The organism is Tenacibaculum litopenaei, from assembly GCF_964514025.1.
GTDB lineage: Bacteria > Bacteroidota > Bacteroidia > Flavobacteriales > Flavobacteriaceae > Polaribacter > Polaribacter litopenaei.
Genome location: NZ_CAZEQT010000002.1, coordinates 38,242 through 63,130, shown reverse-complemented (window position 1 = coordinate 63,130; position 24,889 = coordinate 38,242). Strand labels below are relative to the sequence as shown.

Sequence of the window (24,889 nt, the reverse complement as noted above, 5' to 3'; positions counted from 1 at the left end):
TATGATGACAAAAGCTTCCGATAGAAATTTCAGTAGTAGAAAAACAGTAAGAATATCAGAAATGGCTATTGTGTATGGGATGATCAATAGCCCCATTTTTAAACCTCGAAATAAAAACAACAGAGAGAATAAATTCTTCTTACTACTCAAACAGTTTTTCAAATTTCAACGAGCCGTGTTTGCAATGATTCATGGGAGTGTCTGGATGTATAAAGTTGGATCACAAACTTTAGGATTTTTTGCTATAGCTATAGCATATTGTTCTATCATAGGAATCAATAGTATACATCTAGCTTCCTATTGGAAACCACTAGCCATTGGAATTGTTCCTGTAGTTGTATTGATAAAACCTTGGGATGCACTGCTGATATATTGGAAGCAGGATATAGCCTCTTCATTTATCTTCTACTACGGCATTGTTTTTCTGGTAAGCGCCACGGTGCATCTTGTGATGACGTGGCTAGGAAAAGGTAATTCGAGTAGTACCAAAAGAGGGGAAAGCTGGCTTGTTCTAATCCTTTCTCGATACACAAGAGTTAATGAATATTTCATTTGTGGAATTGTAGAGCCGCTTAGTTCAATTGGCATAGGGTTACTATTGTGGTTTGAATATAGGGACTTATATGGATGCATTTTTATGTGTGTCATTGGACTATCAGAAGGAACACAGCAACTGATCGATCAATCGCACAAAGCACATATAGATAGCATTTTGAAAGCTTAAAAAAATTAATCTGAAATAACATATAACACACATGATACGAATTACCATTTCATCCAATGCGAAAGCGGCTTGTAGTTATCACCAATCTTCATTAAGCAAGCAGGGAGAATACTATCAAGAGACCATTCCTGCTTTTTATCAGGGTGAAATGGCGCTTCAATTAGGATTACAAGAAGTTACATCTGAAAATTTTAGTGGCTTAATCTATAAAGAAAAATTAACACCACTCAATGTTGAAAATCGTCGTGTGGGCTATGATATTACCACGCTTCCTCCTAAAAACTTTAGCATTCTCTCAGCTTTGGGGAATGATCCTCGATTAGAGCAAGCATTAAAAGAGGCAAATAGAGAAATGATGTTGGAGGCTGAAAAACTTATCGTTGCTCAAAACAATACCCAAACCCATCGGTATTTTGAAGCAACAAAAAATGGATGTTGGGCTGAATTTCATCATACAATAGGCAGACCTGTACCTCATGAGTACAAAGGGAAAAGGTATGGGCTGTACAACCTTTAGAGCATATTCATAACTTTTTAATCTCAGCAACCTATAGCCCTAAAAGAGATAAATATTTAGCAATTGATCCGTATCTGATTTTCAAGTCCGCTCCTTATTTGCAGGCATTTTTTCATACCCAATTAACCAACAAATTACGTGCCCTTGGATACATTATTGAAAAAACACAGGATGCTTGGGAAATTAAAGGGGTTTCTCGATCTATCATTGAACGATTTTCTGAAAGAACCCGCATTATAGAGCAGATCAGCAAAACGAAAAACATCACTAATGCGAAAGAAAAAGCTACTATTGGAGCAAAAAGTCGCGTTTCTAAAAATCAATCTGTACCTGAAAGTGAACTGATCAACGTATGGAAAAGCCAATTAACTGCTAAAGAGCTTGCAGAATTTCAACAAATTAAAAATACAGCTCATAAAGAAACGGCTCCATTTATCACTATTGCTAGTGCTATTGATCGAAGCTTAGAGCATTTTTTAGAACGTGTTTCTGTAGTGGAGGAAAAACGTGTACTTGCCCATGCTATGGAACTTTGTTTTGGAAATGGATATGCTCCCAAAGATTTTGAAAAGGAATTAAATCAACGAGAAAACATTCTTAAAGCAACCGAAAATCATCTTGATCTAATCACCACAAAAGAAATGGTACAGCTTGAAAACAACCTTATTTTCAAAGTAGTACAGGCCAAAGGGAAATATCCGCCTTTACATCCTGAGTATACCTTACAAAGAGATTTTTTAAATAAGGATCAAAAAAAAGCCACCTTAGACATTTTATCTTCCAATGATGGAGTGATCGCACTCGAAGGTAAGGCGGGAGCGGGGAAAACGACCATGCTTCAAGAATTAGCCGATGGTTTAAAAGAAGTACATACACAAATGATTGCCATTGCTCCTTCTTCTAAAGCCGTGGATGTTTTAAAACAAGAAGGCTTTGATAAAGCCAATACCATTGCCTCTTTTTTAATCAAACCTGATCTACAAGAAGCCATTCGAAACCAAGTAATTTGTGTAGATGAAGCTAGTATGTGCGGTATTCCTACCCTATCAAAAATACTAGACATTGCTTCTAAGAAAAATGCTCGGGTGATTTTAAGTGGTAATATTCGCCAACATAGTAGTCCAGGGGAATTTGGAGATGCCTTGCGTATTTTACAAGAACAAGCGCAAATCAAAACGGTACATCTTCAACAAAATATGCGTCAAAAAGATGCGCCTGAGTATAAAGAGGCTGTTGATTTCATTGCTAGAGGAAAAACAATTCAAGGCTATCAAATTATAGATAAAAAAATGAAAGCTGTCATTGAAATTCCTGAGCATGATAAACGTATAGAGACCATAGCTGAGCACTATATTCAGTCGACTAATAACAACCAATCTTCATTAATTATAAGCCCAACCAATGCTGAAAAAGATGCTATTTCAGAATTGGTTCGAGATAAATTAAAAGAACAAGGCAGTATTACAGGCATCCCCCGTCTTTTTGATAATTTACAAAATCTATCCTTTACTGAGAGTCAGAAAAAAAATCCTCATAATTATAAGGAAGGCCAAGTCATTCGATTTATTCGTAATACCAAAGGAGGATTTAAAGCAGGAAAACATTATCAAGTAATATCCAATACAACAGATTCTAAAACAACCGATATAAAGGTTCGAGATATGGATACAAATCAAGCTTTGATATTACCACATCTCACTCCTAAACAATACAGTGTATATAAAAAAGCGACCATCGAATTAGCGAAAGGAGATTTGATAAAGCCTACGGTAAACTTAAAATCAAAACAGGGAACAAAAATCAATAATGGAACGCCTAAACAAGTAAAAGGGTTTGCAAAAAACGGCGATATTCTTCTTGAAAATGGAAAAACATTGGCAAGGAATTGTTATCACCTTACCCACAATTATGTGTCTACCAGTCACGGAGCACAAGGCGCAACGGTCAAAAACATCTATATCAGTATGACGGATGCTTCTTTGGGAGCAGTAAATCAACAAAGTTTGTATGTCGCCGTTTCCAGAGGAAAATCCCAAATCAAGCTTTTTACAGATAATAAAACGGCCTTGAAATCAGCCATTGCAAGAAGCGGAGAACGTAAAACGGCCAATGAGATTGCCAAACAACAACATATTAAATTAATGGAACGCCAACAACGCGAGCATCATAAAATACTAACACTTAAAAATAATGATTATGCAAAGAAAAGAACTGTTCAAAAGCAACAAAGCATTACAAGAGGCATTTCCTAATACTGCTCGTAACAATGACTTGACGGAAGAACAAGTGCCGAATTTTGAGCAATGTTATGCTATCGGGGAAGAAGGACAATTCATTAAACGTTTCGAACTCATTAAGTCCAATGGGAAACGATATGGATTTTCCTATGCCTTGCTTACTATTTGCATACAAGAAGATAGTAGTCTTTTGTATCTGAAAGCTTATGAGCTACTCATTAAAATTTCTGGATATCATCTTGACCCTATTCGAGAATACATGAACAAAGAACAATTGCTTTGGGCTTGCGCAAGTCCTAGCGGAAAAGCCAGTGATTTACAAAGTACATGCATTCAAGAAATTAATATCGAAGGAGAATCTGTCATGACAACAGTATAACAGCTTAAAACAACAATAATGAAACATCCTAACAACAATAAAGGCTTTAAAAATCTTACTGATACACAAACTAAAGAACGTTTGAATTTATACAGTAAGCTAGGAGATCATACACAATATTTCAGTATTCAAAATATTAAAAAAGAATACGAAAGCAAACAAAAAGAACAGCAAATAAAAAGAACGACTGCTGATATTTATTATGCACAAAGGATACGGTCGGGTTTACCACACCCTTCACATCAAGTAATTCAGCAGCAACGAATACAAGAAGATAAAAAACTAAAAACGTTACTATTAAATCAGGCGAAAACAATTTATCGAAAAGGCGAAAACCTATCGAAGTGGTTTCATAAAGGGACAGAAAAATCACGTAGCATTCCAGAAAAATCAATAACAAATCAGCTCTCCAAATCTAAAGGATTAGGAAAATATTTTAACGCGCGTGTTCCTGTAAAACCAACCATCAATAAAAACAAAGAAATACATAAAGATCGTTAAACCATAAGAAATTATGAAAACATTCATATTGATTGATGAGGATTCTTTTTTTGAACTCATAGACAAAGTAGTGGCTCATATTGATCAAAAAGCTACCGAGAAAAATAGTAAGTGGATTACTCCTGAAGCGGCAATGAAGGCTTTAAACATCACCTCTAAAACAACGCTACAGCGTTACCGAGACGAGGGGAAAATTCGTTTTGCACAGCCGAGTAAAAAAATCATTTTATATGACTCTCAATCTATTGATGAGTTTTTAGAAAAAAATACAAGAGATACATTTTAATTATCAATATCATTACACAAAAATTATGAGGCTATTTCAATCAAAAGCTAAGAGTCACGAAGATATATTAGATACAACATTATATACATTACCCAAAACCAAAGACCCAATTACTTGGGCGGATTCTCTAGAAGGTGTACTTATTACTGGAAGCACTGGAAGTGGGAAGACGTCGGGCGCTGGTAAGCACATAGCCAAAGCAATACTGAAAAATAAATTTGGCATGTGTATTTTATGTTCTAAGAAAAATGAACGAGAAAATTGGATCAAACTGATTGAAAAACATGCTCCTGAGCGAATGAAAGATGTCGTGGTTTTTAATAAAGATAGTGGATTGCACTTTAATTTTCTAGAATATGAAATGACCCGAACGGGAGAAGGAAGCGGAGAGGTATTAAATGCTATTGAGGCTTTAATAGGATTAAATGATCTTAATAGAGTGTATTTATCTGGGGGAGCTAGTGGAAAAGATGAGCGTTTTTGGGATTTGTCCTTACGGCGTTTGATTAGTCGGTCTATTTCAACTCTACGAAAAACAGGAGAAGAAATCAGCATTGTCAATATGCGTAGGTTAGTTACCGATAGTTTTAAAGCCAATGAAGCAGATCACTATCAAACGCTAGAACATCAATCTATGAATGAAAATATAGATCCAGCAAAGCGTCAAAAAACAATTGAGGAATTAGACAACTGGGTGGCTTCTAATTATTTTTTAAGGGTATTGCTCTCTATATCTGCATTAGATGAAGATGAAATCCATTTATTAATGAATTATTGGCTAAGAGAATTTCCTAAAATTGGTGAACACGCCTCTAGTATCATTATAGTAAGTTTTATGGGGATTGTAGAACCTTTTTTGAATAACGGAATTTTAAAGGATCATTTTTCTTTTGGATTAAGTGAAGAATTAACACCTGAAAATAGCTATCAAAAAAACAGTATTATAATCATTGATTTTCCTGTAAAGGAATTTGGAATTGCCGCCATATATGCCGCTATGATTTATAAAACAACTTTCCAAGCAGCTATGGAACGTAGAACTTGGGGAAAAACTAAACAGAATCATGTGGTAGTTGGGTTTGATCAGAGGGTATGAAATTATTTTTAGGGTGATTTTCCTGTATAAAAAGATAAAACACTTCAATATCTTACGATCATAAAAACAACTAATTAACCTCAAACCAAATATAATATGTCAGGAAATAATTCTACTGAACATATAAATAATACAATGAATAGTCAAGTTTCTGAGCAAACAAATGTGGCTAATCAAGAAGAAACAATTACAAAATTGAATTTAAGGAGCCATACTGCGTATATAGATGCAGAGCCATATATTTCTAATCCTTATGCTTTACTTGGAATGGTACTTCAAATAAGGAAGGTAGATGGCAATTGCCCAAGTAACCTTGCTGATCCCAATTATTTATTTGAATTTACCCCTTATCCCATTAAAAGAAAAATTGATGAATCGTCCAAACTAACAAAACCTACATTAAGAAGTTCTATTGTCGTTGATAAACAATTGGCTTCTAATGTTTCTTTTTTAAGTTATTTAAGCGCAGAGCTTTCTTCCGAAAGTTTCTTCTCTTTGATGGTTTTTGATCAAGCAACAGGGATAATAAATCAACATGATCCTGAATGGCCTTCTAATGTAAGACAGTGGAGAAATGACAATCAAGACCTAATTAATGACCCCGAAATATGTTATTTATTTGCAATATCTGGTTTTGTTCAAAAAAATATTGTTCGAAAAAAATATAAAAAATTTAAAGCAGGTGCAAAAGGCGGTGGTTTTGGGATGAACATAGGTGGTGAATTAGCAACATCTACAGATGAATATTCTTTAGATATTAAATTTGGGATAAATCCAATTGTTTTAAAAAGACCTAGAACAACTAATACTGCTGAAATAGCTAATCTAGTCGCTACACCAACAATAGAAGAAAATATTTTATTTGAAGGATTAACTGGTAGTACGTTTCAATCATTTACAAAGCTTTCCAGATAAAAACAGCGTATGATTTATCATTACTGATAAATGAAAAGTTAGAAATTATATAATAAGTAGTATTCTAATTAAATATTGTATTAACACAACCAATGCTTCTTTTTTATCAAAATTAAAACCAAACATTTAGCCTCTAATATTGTTTACAGGTTAAATTTCTTATTAACCTTGTCATTAAATGAAATTAATATCGAGAATTAGATGTTTTGAAAGTCTAAAATAGTTCTTGATATACTTACTCTTCTATCAAAACACTTAAACCACTATTCTTATTCTTTTAAACATTTTTATTATTAACTTTCTAAATACTTATATTAAAAACATACGAATAAGTAAATTTAACAATGAAACTACCTAAAAACAGTACTCATATAATTAGTACATCTGAATTACAGAAAAATATATTTAGATTAATAAATTTATTTATGGGGTTTACTGCTATTTTAGATGATAATGAAACTTTTTTAGATAGTTTTAAATCTTCTCCTTTATTTCAACAATATTCAAATCTTTTTGAGGAAGAATTTTCAAAATTAATATTAGATATTGCAATAAACACTAGAGTTCTTGATGATTTAATAATTAATTCAAAAAAAGGAGTTAACTTAAGCAAATTTAATGGCTCTGAAATAATAGGTATTTTAGATGAGGAAGAGTTTTTCTCACCAAGAGAGGCTATAAACAAAATAATACATTCTACTTATATCGGACACGACATTAGAAATGAATCCCCTAAACCGTACTATATGCCTAGTTTACATCTACTTGGAAAAAAAGGTAAAAAGGAATGGACTACCGAAGTTTTTTTAATCCCTTTCTGTAAGGTATTATACGATTTTGCCTTAAAAAATGAAAAAATAAGTCTTTAGTTTATAGCTAAAATCCCTGTCAGTAAATCCCTATTATAATATTTAAAAGTTTGAGGTGGAGTGAAATCTGGAAGAAACTCTCGAATTGTATCTAAAGAAATTCTATTTTTAAATTTTCTAAAACTATCTATTCTAAGCCCTACTGCTTTGTCTCTTCCTAAGTAATATTCAAAATATCTCTTTTTGTCTATTCCTAAATCAGTTGAATAATTATTCCAAATTTCATCTGGTGTTGATTGAATTATTTCATTAACCTTACAAACACCAACAATAGCTTTATCTGGTAATGTATTATAAACAATAATTAAATCTCCTTTCTTTAAATTAGGCTTAGATTTCCTTAATTCAATTTTCTTTGTACCCTCAAATATCCTATCAGAAAACTCTGGCTTTATAGAAAGAATTACCACCTTACTCATTTGTTATTTTTATTTTGTACCTAATATATAGATTTGATTGAAAATTTCCTTATCTACTCTTACAGGACATGCAAATGTATTTGATTTTTTCCCATTTTTGATAAAAATCTCTTGAACTTTTTTTAATGGTATTGCATTTTTAAACACTTCGGTATCACTAAACTCTATGGCTTTAATTTTATTTTCAGTATCATTCTTTGCTAGTTTGAATATATCCTCCCATTCATAAATACCAAAGTTCTTATATTGCCTAAATAACTCTTTAGGTTTTCCCATAACCATATCATCTAAATATGAGCACCCAACAATAGCACTACATCTACTATTATTCTTTGATTGACCTTTACTGACATACCAAAGAATCCTAGAAGGAAACTCTTCTTTTATAGGCTTTACACTTCTGTAATATACATTTTCTCTATTCCACGAAAGTTCTGGTTTAGCTCCGAATAAATCCTCACCAGCAATGTAATGATCAAATAATTCTCCTGCCCAATATGGACGAATTGGAATAATATACGTAGGAATATCAATATCACTAAACTTTAAAGGGAATAAGCGTCTCTCTAGCTGTAACTTATAATCAATACTATTTGATTTTAACCACTCAATTACAATATCATTATTAAGAAATCCTACAGTTACATTCTCTTTTGAAAAATAATCTAATGAATTTACAATTCCAACGCCTATTAATTTAACCCATTGGTTTTCTTTATAAAAAAAACCTAATGAGTCAATTATTTCTTTATGAGATCTTTTTAAAAACTGATCTTGTATAGAAAGATAATTTTTCTCTTTTTCTATAGATAGGTTAATAAGTCTATAAAGAAATTGCTTAAACAATATGTCTGATAACTTACCTTTTTGTGTCCTTAATAATTTAATTTCAAATATATCATTATTTATTCTACCTGCCCATACTCCAATTATATCTCCATTTTTATTCTTAACAATCATTGTTTTAGAGTTTTTTACATCTCCTGATAATGAAGTTAATATATCTCTTAGTTCATGTTTTTTTTCACTTTGCTCGCGAACCAAAAATATTTCAACTAATTGATCTGTTTCTAAACTTTGTATTGGTTTATAATTAGACTGCACTCCAGCTAATCGAGATGAATAATAATTAGTTTTATTATTGATCTCATCTATTTCTAGAATAAAGTCTGTCGGTCTTAGTACTTGAACTCCATATTTTTTAAAAATTAAATCATAAGCCTCTAGTATATTTTTATCTGTTGTAATGAAATACTCAAACTCAGAAGCTATACATTCAGCTAATTGTAATTTATCTGATTTATCATTAATAGAATCTCCTAAAACAATTTTACAAACCTCAAAGTAAATCGTATCTCGTAAATCTGGTTTAAACTTAATTTGAGAAAAATTTTGCAAATACAGTCTTGTTTTTTTTGCTCTTAATTTATCTTTATCTCTGTTAATTTCATTAAAAATTTCTGGAGCATAATAGTAGTCAACTTCATTCAACCAATCAGAAAATAAAAAATTAACCCCAGTACCATCTTCACATTTATCTCTACCTTTAATAAGAATGTTTGCATCTAAAACTGCTTTAATAGAATTAGTTTCATTTATTGAACTAGAGAATAAATCAGCACCTCCAAAATCATACGACCAAAGTATTAAATATTTTTCCTCTTTACTCCTACTTCTTTTCCTGCCTACAGGTTTAAATCCATATTTTTCCCAAAACCTAGACGCTTCTTTATAATCTTCTCTACATGATAATGAAATTCCTCTCAGCTTATCTAAAAACTCATTTTTTAAAAAGTCTAATAAGTGTTTTGCTATTTTTTTACCTCTAAATTCTTCTTCAACACATAAATGAATTATTCTTATAATTCTCTTTCTTTGTGTAATAGAAAATAAGACATACCCATGTAAGTTATCTTCTTCATCAATGCTAATGAAAAGAAACCCCTTTTTAATATGTAGACGAATTGCTCCTTCAGGAAGCAATCCTAAGGTTTTCTTATTTTTATTTCCTAATTCTATTACTTTTTGGATTAAAGCTTCTTCACTTAAACCTATTTTCCTTACTATCATACTTTTTCAGGTATTAAGCTTTTTAAAAAACATATCAAAAAATGATTGAAAGCAATTTATTTTCATTGTTCAATAGATTGGGGTAACTCAATAAGCAAAATACAAATTATTCTGATAATTAGTGAAATTTTTAATTGCTATTAATTTAATCTCAACAACATAATTAAAATAGATGGGAAAACCTTCAAAATATCAAACGGAATTAGGATATTGAAACAAAAAACATATTGAAGTGGGAACTAAATATTAAAATAAAGTATCGATAATATTTTGCAAAATGCAAAATACGAGAAAAATTACCCGCCTTAAAAAATTGAATATGACCAAGTAGAATTAGCTATTCTGACACAATTTATGAGATACCATCGATTACGTTCTTAAATCAATACAAGTTAAAAAATGAATGACAATAAATTGACCTCAACAAAAACTGACCGATTTAAAATTTATAAAAGACGGAAGATTATCAATGTTGGCAAAATTTAATATTTCTTTCTATAACTTAACCTTAGTCCACTCTTTTTACTATTTCTAAATTTAGAACTAATTTAATAAAGTGTAAACTTAAATTCTATAACCACAATTACGGAAACATAAACCATATTAAAAGAAGTAGTAATAGCCAACACAAATCAAAGAAAACAAAACAATAACAGAAAACCTTTTAACTAACTTTCTTTTTCTATATCGTTTCTTTAACCTCAACCTAGTTTCTTCCAAAAACACCTTTCTTTCATTATAATCAAATTGACTCTTATCAATTTTACCTTTACTATCTAGAAACCTTAAAGCAGATAATTTACCTGCTTCTATTAAGAAGTTTTTTTCTTCTTTATTTAATTTGAATTTCAAAGTCGATATCGGCCTTGTATCAATTGCCACAATACTTTCGCTATATTCTTCTAATGCCTCAATATCATTTGATTCCATCCAAATGGATAAAATATTTTTGAAAATAGAAGTCCTTTTCTCTCCTTCATAAACTTCAGCTCCTAAATATAACCCTATAAAATCTGTATTGGGGTTATCTTTTAATAACTGTTTAACTGGAAAATTATTCTGTACACCACCATCAAATACTTTTAACCCTTGGCTTCGTTCTGGAGTAAATATATATGGTATAGACATACTACATCTAGCCGCATGTGCTACCCTATCCTCTTTTCTTCCTGGATCCAAAGAATCAAACACAAGAGCCTCATTCCCTTTTCTGCTTGCATAAACAGACAATCTACTAGGCAAATCTTTAAATTTAACGGCTGTCATTTTTTTTAATTTTGACGCCAATAATGTGTCTAGCCAGTTTGTAAACTCATTTGCTGGATAAAACCCTGACTTAGATATTAAATTCCACCATTTAGATATAAAGTTAGCATCTTTAAAATCATTAAAATTTTTATTACCAAGTATTTCTTCTAGTTCTTGGTTAGTATAACCAACAGCTAGTAATGTCGCGGCAATAGCTCCTGCTGAAGTACCAGCATACCAATTAAAAGCATAAAAGCTTGATAATTCCGATAAAGCTCCAACATATGCAATTCCTTTTATTCCCCCACCTTTCATAATTAGGGCTTTCCATATATTTGATTCATCCATCTCTTCTTTCAGAATCAAATTCGAAGAAAACATAAAAGCCCTAGTTGTAGTCGTTAGTAATATTTTAGTTGCCTGAACATCTATTTTATCATCTTGATAACGCTCTTTAACTTCTTTTAACCAACGCTCTCCTTTTTCCTTATAATCTTCGGGGGATACTAAAGTTGGTTTTATATGCAAATGAAATTCATCTATTAGTATACGAATAATTTCTATACGCTGATCAGAGGTCATAGTTTGGGCTTTTTATTCGCATGTAATATGGCATAATTAGCGCCTGTTTCGTTTCGATTGATCTACCCCAAACGTCATCTATAGTTTCAGGGATTTCGCTTATACTATTAAAATCTTTACCTATTTTAGCTCCATTCTCATCAATAACTCTATAAATAGTCTCCGTGATTTCCTCTGTTTCAAGTAAAAAAAACGCAAAGTCCACACTCTGTTCTGAATGTGTGTCATAAAAAAAATCAGCCCTTATATCTATTTTTGTCGGATGCTCTCTAAACCAGTTAAATACATCTTCAAAAACATCTTTGTATTCAGGATATTTTTCAGCTAAATTCTTTAATTTTTCTTCGGACATATCTATATTCCTTGGGGCTAATTTTAGGCTGGATAATGATTTGGTTTATATCATCCCTTCCTAATATAACATTTATATCTCGTTCTAATTCGCCTTTTGAACCAGCTTTTAAAAACCGTACAACAATACCTGTACCATTTCCACTATTATTCATGTAAGCTTCTATTGCACTTTTCCTTGAAGTATCTGAAAACAAGTCTCCAATATCTTCATTAAAAATCCTTATAGTAGCAGTACCTTCATGAGAATCTTTGAGTTGGGTACTCAATAAACAATAAATTTCTTTATGTTCTTTGTAAGATAATAAAAATTTATTTATAGTTTCTGTTAAATTTACTTTTCTGAAATGTTTAGCGCTATCAACTGTTGATTTTACCTTTCTTTGGATCTTCATCAAAGACTCTCGTAAACTCATTGAAGAGTCGTAAGCGGTTCTACTAACCTTATATTCTAAAGTTTCCTTACCATCCCAATATACTTGGTAAATTACTCTTGTAATATCTGTCTTATATACTACTGTTCTCTTTCCTGAACTTGGATCAATAAAATCCTTTTCTTTTACTTCTTTTTCTTTCTTATCATAAAGCTTCCCAAGCCATGAATTATTAACACCTCTGTTAGGCACTCTAAAATCTACCCATTCTAATTCTGATGGTATCAAAGTCGTTTTAGGAAACTTCGAAAAATCTACACCATTTAAAATCTTTTCTTTAATCTTTTCACCAGCATTGTAAAAACTAATTAAGCTCGGGTTTAGTACTTTATAAAGGTAAATATATTGACTACCGTACTCTTCTGAATCCTGAATCAGCTTAAAAACTTTTTCAAAAGGAATTATTTCCTTTTCCATTCCACTAAGAGTATTTTCAATTAAGTCAGACTTGCTACCACTTAATTTAATATCTTTTTTATGCTCTTCTTTGTAACCTTTTAAAAGAGTGTGTAATTGGTCTGTAGTACATAATTCATTTAATAATAAAGCGAGGGACTTTTTTGTCATTTATAAAAAAATATGAATATTAAAAGGCTATAAAAATACTATTTTTTTATAAATATAAAACTGATAATCAAATATCCAGTAAATTCATTCTCTTTCTCGCTTAACTTAAAATAGAAAAATAACTCATTCATATATCAATAATCATATCATTGTAATTATCTAAAATATTATTAGACAAGCTGTTTAAATATATTTGTGTTGTTTTAAGGCTTTCATGCCCTAACATTTCTGAAATAGCAGAAACAGGAATCCCTTTATTATTAGCAAGAGAAGCAAAGGTGTGACGGCTAACATAACTAGTTAAATGCTCATCAATATCTGCCAAAACTGCAAGCTTTTTGAGTTTTTTATTATATCTTTTTCTGGCTTCTTTTAGTCGTTTATATTGCTGAGGCAATGAATCTTGTTTTAGGATGGGAAAAAGATAATCGCCTTTATTCTTACCTTTTGAATAATACTGTAAAATTACCTCAAGAGAAGCAGATATTTTAATATTATAAGGACGATGTGTTTTCTTTCTTGTATATAGGATTCTACCATCAACAATATTTTCTACCTTCAAAAAAGCCATATCAATAAACGAAATACCCATCATATAAAAACTGGCTAAAAAAATAGTTTTTCGCATGAAAACAAATATGATTTTCTGGTATTTCTAAATCTTTTAGCTTTGTTAAAGATTCAATACTCAAAGTTCTTTTTGGGTTGTAGTCGTTTTAATTTTATAATTATCAAAAGGGTAAAATTCTCGCCCAACAAATCCCTCTTTTATGGCTTTATTATAAATCGAACGTATGGTTCGCATATAAACAGCTAGACCATTTAAACTATTTCCTGATCTTAAAAAATTAGAAACAAATTTTTTAAGATCAGGAAATAGTTTAATTCTTCCAAAGAAAAATCTTTTCCTTTGTTATATTTCTTTATCATTCTCAATGTATCTTGATATGAACGCGCCGTACCCAAGCGATTTGCCTCTTTTAATTGCTCTATTTGTTTTTCTCCATAGCTACAAAATGATATTTTTTCTGCCGTATGAATTATACTCTCTTTAAGTTGAACAATAGAAAGAGTATTCAGTTCAGACTTCTCTTCTAACTTTGTAATTATATCCAAAGCATCAGATCTCTTTTTCTGAAAAAATTTATTCAGCCTAATAACTGACTGTGTTCCTTTATATCCTTTCTTAATAACTCTTTTCTTCTCATCCCAATCGTTTTCTCCTATAAAATAATTTAAAGGCAGAGCCGTAGTTTTTCTATTATGACTTAATCTTAAAATTAACGGAAAAGTATTATCTTTTCTTTTTCTCCTTTTATCTAAGGTTACTACAATATTTGTAGCCATAAAAAATAGGTTTAAAAATTTGCACTCAATTTGCACTCAGATTTTGATTTTATATGGTTTTTTTTGCTCTTATTCCAACACAACAAAACCACAAAGCACTGATAGCCAAAGGTAATTATATTAAATAAGATTAAAAAGGTATTGACTCATAATCAGGGGTTCCATGGTTCGAACCCATGTGGGACCACCTTTGGAAAGCATCAACAACACGTTGATGCTTTTTTTTGTTTTAAAATCAATCATTTACAACAATCTGCAACTTTAAAATTAATAACCTATTTCAATTATAAAACATTAAAAGGTTTACCTCTAAAAAACATAAACAAATGAAAACAATAATTTAAAAATTGTAAACGTACTCAGCAAAGCTAAATACAACCCCATAAAGGGTAAAGCACTGTTAAGAATAATAATCACATACAATAGTTAGAGAAATAGTATTCTCTGAAAATCTATTCATTAATCCAAATAGTTGGAGAAATAAGCAGCAAAAAGTTCATCCTCCTAATGAAGAAAACAACTTTATCAACACACAACTAAATCTGATCACCCAAAAAGTAAATCGGGCTTTTTTGTTTTACAAGTTAATAAAGCAGATTTTGATGTAGAAGATATTTATATAAAGATTTAACCTATAACTTTATTACTGAATATGAGTTTTACTTAAAAACAGAAAAAAATTAGTTCAATCGACAGCTTGTAAAGCTATTCAGAAGTTTAGAAAGATTATTAAAATCGGATTAGCTGAAAAGTATTTACAAAGTGATCCTTTCCTTTTGTACAAATACAACAGAATTAAACCAGAAATTATATTCTTAACTTCCGTTGAGTTAAAGAAACTATAAAAACACAAATTCAAACAACCAAAACTACAACAGGTAAAAGATTTATTTGTGTTTTACTATTATACTGGGTTAGCATTTGAAGAAATATCAAACTTAAATTCAAATCATATTATTAAAGGGTTTGATAAAAATGATTGGATTGAAATGAAAAGAAAAAACTAAAATCTCAATCCCAATATTACCTGTGGCAATAAAAATTTTAAAGAAGTATAATTATAAATTCCCTAATATATTAAATCATAAATTCACCCCTTATCTAAAAGAGATTGCAGATATAGTTGGTATTAGCAAACACCTTACTCATCATATAGCTAGAAAAACTTTTACAACAACGATTTTATTAAATAACGGTGTAACTATGGATGTTGTATCTGAATTATTAGGACATTCTAAAGCTTCAATAACCCAAGAATATCATGCAAAAATTGTTAAAAAAAGAGTTAGTGATGAAATTTCAAAAACTATATCTAAAATTAAACAGAGATAAAACTTAAAGAATTAAACATCTTATTTTCAGCCATAAAAAAAGGCCACAACCATTGTTGTGACCTTTTTTACTATTTTCTCTTGACTATAGTTTGATAAACTTTATATCTCCAGTAATCTTGAGCCTGTATGTATTCATCTTTGAATATTTCATCAGTTTTTCCAATTAAATCGAGTAATTCAAATAAGCTTGAAACCTTTTTTTGTAGAAAACTATTTTTAACTTCATTTTTCAAAGGCAAAAAGTTTTTATCTCTTGCTTTTTCAGCTTTTTGAATTAATCTATCTTGAATCTCTTTTATGGTTGTTGATTTGTCTACTCTTTTAACAAATTTTAAATCATCTAATGTTCCGTTAATAAACTCAAGTATATCAGACCCTAAAGTTGATAATTTTTCCTTTACATTTTCCACATTAACACCATGTTTAAATGATAAGATATTTTTATTTCCATCATTTGGGTTTAAATACGCTTCAACGTGATCAAAGTTGATAGAAAACAAACCCTTAAGTTTTACGGCATCTCTTTTAATTTCATCATTAGTAAGCACTAAAGAAAAAGAAACTTTAGATTTATCAAAGAACTCATATTCTTTCTCATTTTTGAATTCTACCCTTATTTCTGAATCTGTTAAATTGTACCTAGAAATAGAAAAATAAAGACTTTTAGATTTGATTAGTTTGTGCAACTGAATCAAAGTAACAAAAACAGAAAAAGGTATATTATAATCTCTATATCTCTTTGAAACTATAGCTCTAACATACTTATTCTTCTTGCTGTCAACTACAGTTCTAAAAACCTTTTCTTCTTCATTATTTTTATTCTTCTCCTCTAACATATCAATATTTCTATCAACAATATCTTTATATTGTTTAGTCAACAGAAAAGACAAATACTTATTCATATCATAGAGTTGGTTAAAATAATCAGCCCTGACAGAATAGCTAGTTTCAAAATTAACCAAATCACTTCTAAACATCTTAATTAACTCTTTATCTTCAATGTTAGAAATCTCTAACAAAGCTTGGTTATCTTCTGTAAAACCAGCTACTCTAACATCCTTTAGCTCTGCTTTTAAATCAATTTTATTTAGACTATTTTCTAAATTCAAAACTGATTTAACTAACGTAAAAGCTCCAGGTATCTTTATAAATTCATTTTTGATTGACTCTAAATCAAAAACTTTAAAAAGGTCTTCTTCAAAATCAGAACCTTCAATTAACTTTAGTACTTCTTGTACTCTAACTCCATCATCATCTGATGGAAAATTTCTCCTTGTAATTCTATTTACAATAGGCATAAAATATATAATGTATTAAATTAACATTGCAATTCGGATGCAATAAATTACCGGGAAAAGATGGGGCTTTTGCTATTTGCAAAAAAGAAGTATCTTTACAGTACCTACAAAAAAATATAATGACTGCCTCTTTTCCAATGGCAATCTTATATCATAACAAAGTCCTAGCATCTCACCGATAGGACTTTTTTTATATCATTATTTATGTCATTTTGTTAAAGTTTTTTATCATATACAATACTTGAAAAGAAAACAACCACTGTAAGTTTCCCAAAAAACCACACTATTTAAAACTGACAAGAATTCAGATTATAAAACTAATAATCTCCTCCCGAATTTAGATACTGTTAGAAATTAGAAAATCAACGGTTTTGATTGTTAAGTTTATGAATTTTAACAAAAACTTCTTTCGTTTAATTATATATCCTTATATCCATTACTCTTCTTTTTCTTTTTTAGAATGATTCTCTATTTTTGTTAATTTAGTTGCCGTAATTAAATTCTCATATTTTTGAACAGTTATGATTTTCTTTCCTTTAGCGCTAGAAAACAATTCAAATAAATCTTGTTTATACTCATTTGCTGAATTAATTACTTTAATAATCTCATCAAAATGATCAATAAAAAATAGTTTAAATAAACCTTCATTATCTTTCGAAGGAATAATTATCTTTCTTACAAACTCTTCTGATTTTTTTGTATCAACATATATGTTGGAAGAAAATTTTAATACCCCTGATAATAAGAATATAATTTCATCTTCTTTTATTTCCGTATGACCTAATAATAAATCAAGAAAATCGTTAAAAAGTCTTTTTTGTTTTCTATTATCTATATACTCTTCTTCTATTTTTCTCCACATATCTCTTTCTCCAGGAATTTCTTTTTCTCTTCTTATTACTTGTTTCATATAACTTTCATAAGCATCCATAAATTCATTTTTCTTTGTTATGGATTTATCTAATAAACCATTATTAAAAAACTTTTTAAAAGCATCATTGAAATTCGAGTCAGATTCGAAATTCTCAACCCAATCTTCCATACTTGCATTTTTTAAATAATCAATTACAACGTTATAAGTTTGTTTTACCGAAGAAAATTTATGATACTGTTGGTTGGATGCTAGATCAATAAATCTTGAACTTATGTCTAATACATTTTCTTCTGTTAATGATTCAGAAAAATAGCTACTCCGACCATCAAAGCTCAATAGAAACTCTTCTATATTATCTTTAAATACTTTTTGCTCAATTAAATGTATATTTTCAAAAACCCATTCTACATCTAAGAACTGTTCAAACCCAAAAGATTCATTCGTAAGCTTTTTTGCTATTTTTACAAGCAATGGATAATTCTTATCCGATTCAATTATTAATTTAAGTATGTGTTCATAAGTAGTGTAATACTGTATAACACTAGATATAGCCTCCTCGTTTTCAACACTATTAAGTTCTTCTTCTAAAGAATAACTTGGAGGTACATTTGGTTTTAGGTAACCTATTTGATTAGCAACGATATCAAAGTAGACTTCTTTATTTTTATTTCCATACCTTCTCTGGTAATCCTCACTTGTGCTTTTTGGTATGGATTTGATTTTCTTTTTTCCTGATATTCTTTTAATAATATTAAGTAATTGTTCTATTTCCCTATCTGAAGTATAAGAAACGTTTTCCAATCTGTCTTCTAAATATTCTTTTAACTTCTTAACATCATAATTTTCGTCTTCTTTCATTAAAAAAAATATTACGTGTTCATAAGAAAATATCTCCGCTATTCCTCTGGTATTCGTTATTAAATAATCATTGAGTTCTTTTGAATTTACGTGTAAATTCAAATCTTTATAAGTACATATTCCTTCTTCAAAACGGTTATAGATATTATCTATAAAATTAATAAAGTCTTCAGGTTTTAAGGTCGTTTTCTCAATTTCCACTTGAATGATAATTGAATTTTCCCGTAAAAATTTTATCAATTTAAATATAGTCCAGTAATAATCTGAATTCTTTCCATTGCTTTTTAGATTTTCCTTAGAATGCCTTGATATCACATCAGCTAATGCTTTAGAGCTTTTTAAAGAAGTATTCTTAAAAATATTTTTATGCCATTCTTTTAGTCCTATAAAATCATTGTTGTTTCTTCTAGATACAATGTCAGTTGAGAATTTTTCCCAGAATATGCTAATAGTGTCAGGAGTAATTACTTTGGAAATATTTTCTAAAATACTGGAAATAATTTCTGGTCTATATTGAGATACATCCTGTTTTTGAAAGGTATTATTAAAATAAGAATGAAAATCGCTATGCTGTTTTATACTATTCAAGGTCTCTTCATCATACCGTATAAATTGTTCTTCAATGTTATTCTTTAATAAAACTTCAGAAGATTTACTCTTGTCAACATTATAAACAATTGCTGCCAAACTTTCTTCTAACTCTTTATCGTTTTTAAAAAGATGTTTTTCTTCTTTTAAGAATTTTTTACTAGAAATAGTTGTTAAAGGGTTTTGAAGAATTTCATTATATCTAAGAGCGTACAGAGCTAAATACCCAATATCAATAGCATTGTTATGCTGAAGATATAAGGAAACAAGACTATTAATAAACGTTATAATATCTCTTGGTTTTCGATTGTTAATATCAATTACTAACTCATAAAGTGAAGAAATAAATTCCACTTCTTCTTTTTTAATCAAATCCTCAAATGCTTCTTCAAATTTTATAGAAAAGAATAATTTCCAATCAGATAAAACAGGAGGAGAAATTCTAAAAACAGTAGAAAAAGTTTTCCCTATGAAATTCTCTACCTTAATGTAATTAGAGTCATCTCTTGCAAAGTGCTGTGATAAATGTTGTTTATCATATGGAATAATCACCCATACATTATCTATCTCTTCTTCTGCAAAAAATGTGTGAATAGATGACCATAATGATAAAACTTTGTCACTATTCGATAGCCTATCCATATTATCAAAAACTATAATAAGTCCTTCCGATTTTAAATCTTTTGTAATTTTATCAAAATATTCTTTAAATCTTTTTACTGAAGGTTCTTCTTCAAGAACATGTTCTAACTCATTTGATTCTATATTAGACCCACTAAAAACATATAGTAATCGCATCAATCTCTCTTTAAATTTTAGCTTACTATCTTTTTCGTTTTTATCAAATGATTTATACTCTTTTTGAAGCTCTAAAATCCCCCCAAAAAAAGCTACAGAAGGTAAAAAGTATTTTAACGCAAATGGTTTTAAATTAGGATAACTTCCTTTTAGAAAATCTATTTTAGAAAAAAAATCACTGTACACAACTTTTAGAAATGAGAACAAAAAGAATGCTAACATAAAGAGAATCCAATAGAATTTAATCTTTGGGAATTTTTCAGTACTCTTTGTAGATTTTTTGGCTAATAATTTTCTAAGTTCTTTATTCCAATCAATATCACCTTTGAACTTTTTACTATCATCTAAATGCGAGATTAATTCTTCTAGGAATGTTTTCCTTGTCAAATCTTCTTGATGTCCCCAAGCATCATATGTAAAAAAAACATAATCAGAATTCTTCTCTTTAAACTTTTTATTAAGAATCCTCACTACATTAGATTTTCCAGAACCCCATTTCCCTTCTAAACCAATTACATTATTAGGGAGAGCTTTATCTTTTATTAGATCAAATAGTGTGTTTGATATTTTTTGGTGTGAACGTCCTTGAAATAAATCTTCTCCGGAAGGACTGCTAGATAAATATTTAGGCTTTAATATTTTTATTGCCATACAATAATTTTAATTTATTAATTCTTTAATTTGAGAATTAACTCTTTCGATAACTTTGCGACAATAACTTAATTCCTGTAATTTATTATCAAATTGAATGCCTTTCTTATGATAAATACATATTTTATCATAAGGGTATGACCAATAAAGTCTGTAATCAGACCCTACGTTCTCGTATATTAGATTTAATGCATCTCTTCTAAACCGCTTTAAATCTTCGTATGGCATTAAATTCTCGTAGATATGATAAGTAATAAATCCATACCTCTTTGAGATACTTATACCTTTAACTGGTATATTTTCGAAAAGTATATCTTGATTGTTTTCTGAATAAAAAAGAGATAAAATAATCTCTTGCTTATCCAATACTTCTATTGAAACTCTTTCTTTTTTTAATTCACTTTGAGAAATAATAAGCTGAACTTCATGAAATGTATCTTGGTACATATTATCTCTATCAAGATTATCATTTACAAATGAAACCCCTAATTCAAAATTATTTACTTCAGAATATTGATATAAATTCATTGATGCTATAACCCCCTCCAACTCATTCAAGTAAACTTTAGCATGTAATCTATCTAAATATCTCAACTCTAAGTTGTCTATTTTCAAAAGCATACTCTCTTGTTCTTTATCAAGCTCCTCTTTTTTACCATAAACCATTATTATTTTAACACCTCTATCACTTGCATCCAAGAGTCTTTTATGAAATTCTTTTGGCAATTGAAGGAATGGTGTAATCAATATGATTTCTTTTTTTGCTCTAGAAATAATTTGTTCAATATGATAGGATATCCCTCTTGTAGAAATTACTTTTTTCATTTATTTTTTTTTCAAAATTGACAACTTACTTAGCACAAGTGATTAACACCTTGTCATTTATTTTAGTTTATCTATAAACTACGCTTACACAAAATAAAAAACAGTCAGTAAATAGATGCATATTAACCCAAGCAGTAAACATAGCATATTAATTAGTTTAAACTTTACGGAAAACCATAACTAGGTTTCTTAAAATTTATTAATCTCTTTACACCTACAACTTTGAAAAGAAGATAGAACAACCTTAGTCCTTTCCTTGGCACAATGTACACGGAAACTCCCAAGGTCTTTTCTATTTTCAGAGATATTTCATTATCAAAATCAAGTAGCAACATGGAAATTTTCATAGATAAAATTATATTTATAGAAAATATATTAATGGATTAATACATAGATTTCCTAAACAAGTTACACCTTATTAAAGAAATGAATCAAATTCAAGCGAAACATAAAAAAAGTAAGCATTCCAATAAATCGCATTTGACAGTACATGTAGATGGAAAATCTTTGGACAAAATTTTGCACGAAATATATCCTGATAAGAATTTGATAGGCCTCGTACCGACCTTTTTAAATTGGCCAGAAGACACAAAAGAAAGAGAACTCATTTTGCAAAGATTTGAAAGTGACGAAAAGCAAGTTGCCCCAATTTTAATGTGCCCTGATACTGTTAATTTGAGGTATAAAATACTACACGTAGAAATAGAGAAAACGGAGAATTCTGTAAAATGGTTGCGAATCGGGTTAGGTGATAGTGGTTTCGAAAGTAATCCTACTGAATCTATGGAAACAACTGTTGAATGGTTAAGCAAAATTGAACTATTGGAATTCGACAGAATCGAGTATCAAAAATTCGTTTCAGAAATTAAAGCTGAAATCGAAAAGGAAGAAATCAAAAGACTTATCAATTTTTGGATCACCAGAATTAATGACAAAGAGCTAATTCCGCACGCTATCAAAGCTTTTAATTTTGGAATTATCGAATCTGAAAACGACTATCAAATGTATCTAGTCGGTACGCACAACTACGATACGCTAAATGATGATTGGGCTTGCGAAGAAGATTTTGTACCCAAAGAAAAATATTTAAGTTTAGGAACGGATTCAAAAAAATGGCGTTGGGAGGAAATTCAATCAATTGTTAAATCAGGGATTGAACAATTTATGGAAACAAAAATTTTTCCGTTAACTTTTGTTCATAAAGCCGAATTTATAACCACTGGATTTGATGACGGAGAGTTACAACAAGTAAAACAACCTTTTGGTATTAGCTAAGAAGGGAAAGGTTTTAACTGCATGTTTCCCAATAAATCGTAACGTATAAAGCTAAGGAGAACCCTAACGTTATTCCTTGCTACTTATTAGAACTTACAAAACAACCTCAGCTACTCGTGAGACTTTACAACTTGCGGATATCCCATTTTGTAAGACCGGTTGCTTTTTTTATAGTATTGCTGTCAATTCCTTGATCTTTGAGGTTCTTGGCAATTTCGAGCTTAACAGCACGCTCCTAGGCTGTTTTGATACGCCATTCCTCGATTTTTTGTTTTTCCTTATCAACAATTTCAAAGGCTCCCGAGTTTTCTAAGGCCTCAATTATGCCCATATCAGCCAAACTCGTGTAGTTTTCTTCGGAGATGATAAGGTGATCTACCACCTGTATATTGATGAGCTTTCCTATCTTTAAAAATCTATCCGTAAAAGTAGAATCTGCCTCCGAAGGTGCGACATTACCACTTGGGTGATTGTGAACGAGTATCATTTTTACCGCTAACTTATAAATCCCCATTCTAAATACATCGGGCGGATTCGCATTAACACGGTTCACAGCTCCCAAACCTATCAGCTCAATAAAGAGTATCTTATTGGCATTATCCAGGCCAACAACCCAAAAATGTTCTTGATTTCTCCTGATTTTGTTTTCACGAAGTAATACCTGCTGCATTACTCTGTATACATCTTCAGAATTTAGCATTTGATTTTTTTGCTTTGAACAAAGAATGACATCCATAAACTAAACATACAACCAAAACCCCAAAGAATCCCAGCAGGAATGAACAGATGGAATTAAAGCTACAAAATGAAAAAACTTGGAATACAGCAGTAACAACTAGTAGCCGATAAAACTGCCGATAGACAAGAATTAGCTTTTACCCTAACTACTAACTCAGGAAACACTAAATTATTAACTCGATATTCCATACACAGTAACCTTGAAGCTGTCATTTTTATCCAATCCTAGCCTAAAATAACCCTTCCTTATCAATCGTTTTTCATCTATCAGTAGTTTTATCGCGAAGTATTCCTAAAAAAATGGAGTACTCCTTTTTGTCAGCCAATAACTTTTAGCTTAACTAAGGGTTTCTTTTTCTGGCAGATGATTCATTTATTTCCCTCCTGACTTTAAGCATCATCTTACATAGGTAAAAAACTATAAAAATGGAAAATACAATGGCAGTTAAATTAATAAACAGATGGTCATAAAAAGTACTTAACCTTTTGTAAAAGTAAAATGCATCAATGATTAACAAGTACTCTAATAAAAGAAAAGGTACTGAATAGTATACTAGTTTTTGCTCTTTCCTTATTGTGTGCTTTTGTAGTAACAACTCAAAAAACACTACAGATAAACATAGGTTAGAGAAGATTAATAAAACCTTACTATCAGGATTACTAAAATCTTCAGCGTTTAAATAAGTAAACGTAACTAAACTTAGGAAAAAGGAAGTTACTGATAAAAATATATAAATAACGTTTTTCATTTTTAACAAGTACCAAAGTTAGATTTAGTTGCTTCCAAAACATGGTTTTCACAGTCTGTAAACGCGAGAATTGTAATGAGAAACAATACAAACGCTCCCAATCGATTTAAAGTTTTCATATTTTTAAGTTTAGATGAATAATACTTTGTATATATTTTTTGGATTTAAAACGTGATTTTTTTGCTTTGAGTAAAGAATGGCATACATAAACTAAACATACAACCAAAACCCCTAAGAATCCTAACAGGAATGAATAGGTGGAATGAAACAGGTAGAATTAAAGCTACAAAATGAAAAAACTTGGAATACAGCAGTAACAAGTTGTAGCCTATTCCCCAGCCTCTCGCCTTTCTTTTTTC

23 protein-coding genes are annotated in these 24,889 nt (G+C 30.1%); 11 read left to right on the top strand and 12 right to left on the bottom strand.

Annotation, left to right across the window (positions count from 1 at the left end):
* Window position 1 precedes the first annotated feature (1 nt).
* From ACKTS5_RS02945 to ACKTS5_RS02905, 9 genes are all read left to right on the top strand, one after another.
* Complete coding sequence (locus ACKTS5_RS02945; protein WP_408042344.1) at window positions 2–724, top strand: hypothetical protein; 723 nt, start codon at window positions 2–4, stop codon at window positions 722–724.
* A gap of 31 nt (window positions 725–755) precedes the next feature.
* Window positions 756–1,241: a relaxase domain-containing protein gene (locus ACKTS5_RS02940; RefSeq protein WP_408042343.1), complete on the top strand. Its 486-nt coding sequence runs from the start codon at window positions 756–758 to the stop codon at window positions 1,239–1,241.
* Window positions 1,242–1,246: 5 nt separating this feature from the next.
* A complete protein-coding gene (locus tag ACKTS5_RS02935) occupies window positions 1,247–3,493 on the top strand; it encodes an AAA family ATPase (RefSeq protein WP_408042664.1) in 2,247 nt (748 codons plus the stop codon).
* Entirely contained in the window at window positions 3,438–3,857 is a 420-nt protein-coding gene (locus ACKTS5_RS02930) for a hypothetical protein (RefSeq protein ID WP_408042342.1), read from the top strand. Before ACKTS5_RS02935 ends, ACKTS5_RS02930 begins: the two co-directional genes overlap by 56 nt.
* Window positions 3,858–3,875: 18 nt before the next feature.
* Window positions 3,876–4,358, top strand: coding sequence for a hypothetical protein (locus tag ACKTS5_RS02925; RefSeq protein WP_408042341.1), 483 nt, complete (start codon window positions 3,876–3,878; stop codon window positions 4,356–4,358).
* A gap of 13 nt (window positions 4,359–4,371) precedes the next feature.
* Window positions 4,372–4,644, top strand: coding sequence for a helix-turn-helix domain-containing protein (locus tag ACKTS5_RS02920; RefSeq protein ID WP_408042340.1), 273 nt, complete (start codon window positions 4,372–4,374; stop codon window positions 4,642–4,644).
* Window positions 4,645–4,669: 25 nt separating this feature from the next.
* Window positions 4,670–5,740 (top strand): type IV secretory system conjugative DNA transfer family protein, encoded by a 1,071-nt coding sequence (locus tag ACKTS5_RS02915; protein WP_408042339.1) that lies wholly within the window; start codon window positions 4,670–4,672, stop codon window positions 5,738–5,740.
* A 96-nt stretch (window positions 5,741–5,836) separates the two neighbouring features.
* A complete protein-coding gene (locus ACKTS5_RS02910; protein WP_408042338.1) occupies window positions 5,837–6,655 on the top strand; it encodes a hypothetical protein in 819 nt (272 codons plus the stop codon).
* A 344-nt stretch (window positions 6,656–6,999) separates the two neighbouring features.
* Window positions 7,000–7,524, top strand: coding sequence for a hypothetical protein (locus tag ACKTS5_RS02905; protein ID WP_408042337.1), 525 nt, complete (start codon window positions 7,000–7,002; stop codon window positions 7,522–7,524).
* Here ACKTS5_RS02905 and ACKTS5_RS02900 read toward each other — a convergent pair.
* The 8 genes from ACKTS5_RS02900 to ACKTS5_RS02865 all read right to left on the bottom strand — a co-directional run bounded on the left by ACKTS5_RS02900 (window position 7,521) and on the right by ACKTS5_RS02865 (window position 14,542).
* Entirely contained in the window at window positions 7,521–7,943 is a 423-nt protein-coding gene (locus tag ACKTS5_RS02900) for an ASCH domain-containing protein (RefSeq protein WP_408042336.1), read from the bottom strand. The genes ACKTS5_RS02905 and ACKTS5_RS02900 overlap by 4 nt on opposite strands.
* Before the next feature lie 9 nt (window positions 7,944–7,952).
* Window positions 7,953–10,013 (bottom strand): GNAT family N-acetyltransferase, encoded by a 2,061-nt coding sequence (locus ACKTS5_RS02895; protein WP_408042335.1) that lies wholly within the window; start codon window positions 10,011–10,013, stop codon window positions 7,953–7,955.
* A 603-nt stretch (window positions 10,014–10,616) separates the two neighbouring features.
* Complete coding sequence (locus tag ACKTS5_RS02890) at window positions 10,617–11,843, bottom strand: patatin-like phospholipase family protein (protein WP_408042334.1); 1,227 nt, start codon at window positions 11,841–11,843, stop codon at window positions 10,617–10,619.
* Window positions 11,833–12,195: a hypothetical protein gene (locus tag ACKTS5_RS02885; protein WP_408042333.1), complete on the bottom strand. Its 363-nt coding sequence runs from the start codon at window positions 12,193–12,195 to the stop codon at window positions 11,833–11,835. Before ACKTS5_RS02885 ends, ACKTS5_RS02890 begins: the two co-directional genes overlap by 11 nt.
* A complete protein-coding gene (locus tag ACKTS5_RS02880; RefSeq protein ID WP_408042332.1) occupies window positions 12,164–13,195 on the bottom strand; it encodes a hypothetical protein in 1,032 nt (343 codons plus the stop codon). The genes ACKTS5_RS02885 and ACKTS5_RS02880 overlap by 32 nt, the downstream gene beginning before the upstream one ends.
* Before the next feature lie 127 nt (window positions 13,196–13,322).
* Window positions 13,323–13,823: a site-specific integrase gene (locus ACKTS5_RS02875; RefSeq protein WP_408042331.1), complete on the bottom strand. Its 501-nt coding sequence runs from the start codon at window positions 13,821–13,823 to the stop codon at window positions 13,323–13,325.
* 60 nt (window positions 13,824–13,883) lie between these two features.
* Window positions 13,884–14,000: a hypothetical protein gene (locus tag ACKTS5_RS02870; protein WP_408042330.1), complete on the bottom strand. Its 117-nt coding sequence runs from the start codon at window positions 13,998–14,000 to the stop codon at window positions 13,884–13,886.
* Window positions 14,001–14,035: 35 nt separating this feature from the next.
* Complete coding sequence (locus ACKTS5_RS02865; protein WP_408042329.1) at window positions 14,036–14,542, bottom strand: phage integrase SAM-like domain-containing protein; 507 nt, start codon at window positions 14,540–14,542, stop codon at window positions 14,036–14,038.
* 1,029 nt (window positions 14,543–15,571) lie between these two features.
* Between ACKTS5_RS02865 and ACKTS5_RS02860 the strand changes: the two genes are divergently transcribed.
* A complete protein-coding gene (locus ACKTS5_RS02860) occupies window positions 15,572–15,874 on the top strand; it encodes a tyrosine-type recombinase/integrase (RefSeq protein WP_408042328.1) in 303 nt (100 codons plus the stop codon).
* Between the two features lie 70 nt (window positions 15,875–15,944).
* Here the strand turns inward: ACKTS5_RS02860 and ACKTS5_RS02855 are convergent, their stop codons facing one another.
* The 3 genes from ACKTS5_RS02855 to ACKTS5_RS02845 form a co-directional block, all read right to left on the bottom strand.
* Window positions 15,945–17,174, bottom strand: coding sequence for a hypothetical protein (locus tag ACKTS5_RS02855; RefSeq protein WP_408042327.1), 1,230 nt, complete (start codon window positions 17,172–17,174; stop codon window positions 15,945–15,947).
* A 436-nt stretch (window positions 17,175–17,610) separates the two neighbouring features.
* Complete coding sequence (locus tag ACKTS5_RS02850; RefSeq protein WP_408042326.1) at window positions 17,611–20,943, bottom strand: P-loop NTPase fold protein; 3,333 nt, start codon at window positions 20,941–20,943, stop codon at window positions 17,611–17,613.
* 9 nt (window positions 20,944–20,952) lie between these two features.
* Window positions 20,953–21,768 (bottom strand): phospholipase D-like domain-containing protein, encoded by an 816-nt coding sequence (locus ACKTS5_RS02845; protein ID WP_408042325.1) that lies wholly within the window; start codon window positions 21,766–21,768, stop codon window positions 20,953–20,955.
* Between the two features lie 426 nt (window positions 21,769–22,194).
* Between ACKTS5_RS02845 and ACKTS5_RS02840 the strand changes: the two genes are divergently transcribed.
* Complete coding sequence (locus ACKTS5_RS02840) at window positions 22,195–23,043, top strand: hypothetical protein (RefSeq protein WP_408042324.1); 849 nt, start codon at window positions 22,195–22,197, stop codon at window positions 23,041–23,043.
* A 235-nt stretch (window positions 23,044–23,278) separates the two neighbouring features.
* On the opposite strand, the gene ACKTS5_RS02835 is transcribed toward ACKTS5_RS02840, so the two are convergent.
* Window positions 23,279–23,743 carry a JAB domain-containing protein gene (locus ACKTS5_RS02835; protein ID WP_408042323.1) on the bottom strand — a complete coding sequence of 155 codons (465 nt, stop codon included), beginning with the start codon at window positions 23,741–23,743 and terminating at the stop codon, window positions 23,279–23,281.
* Between the last annotated feature and the right edge of the window lie 1,146 nt (window positions 23,744–24,889).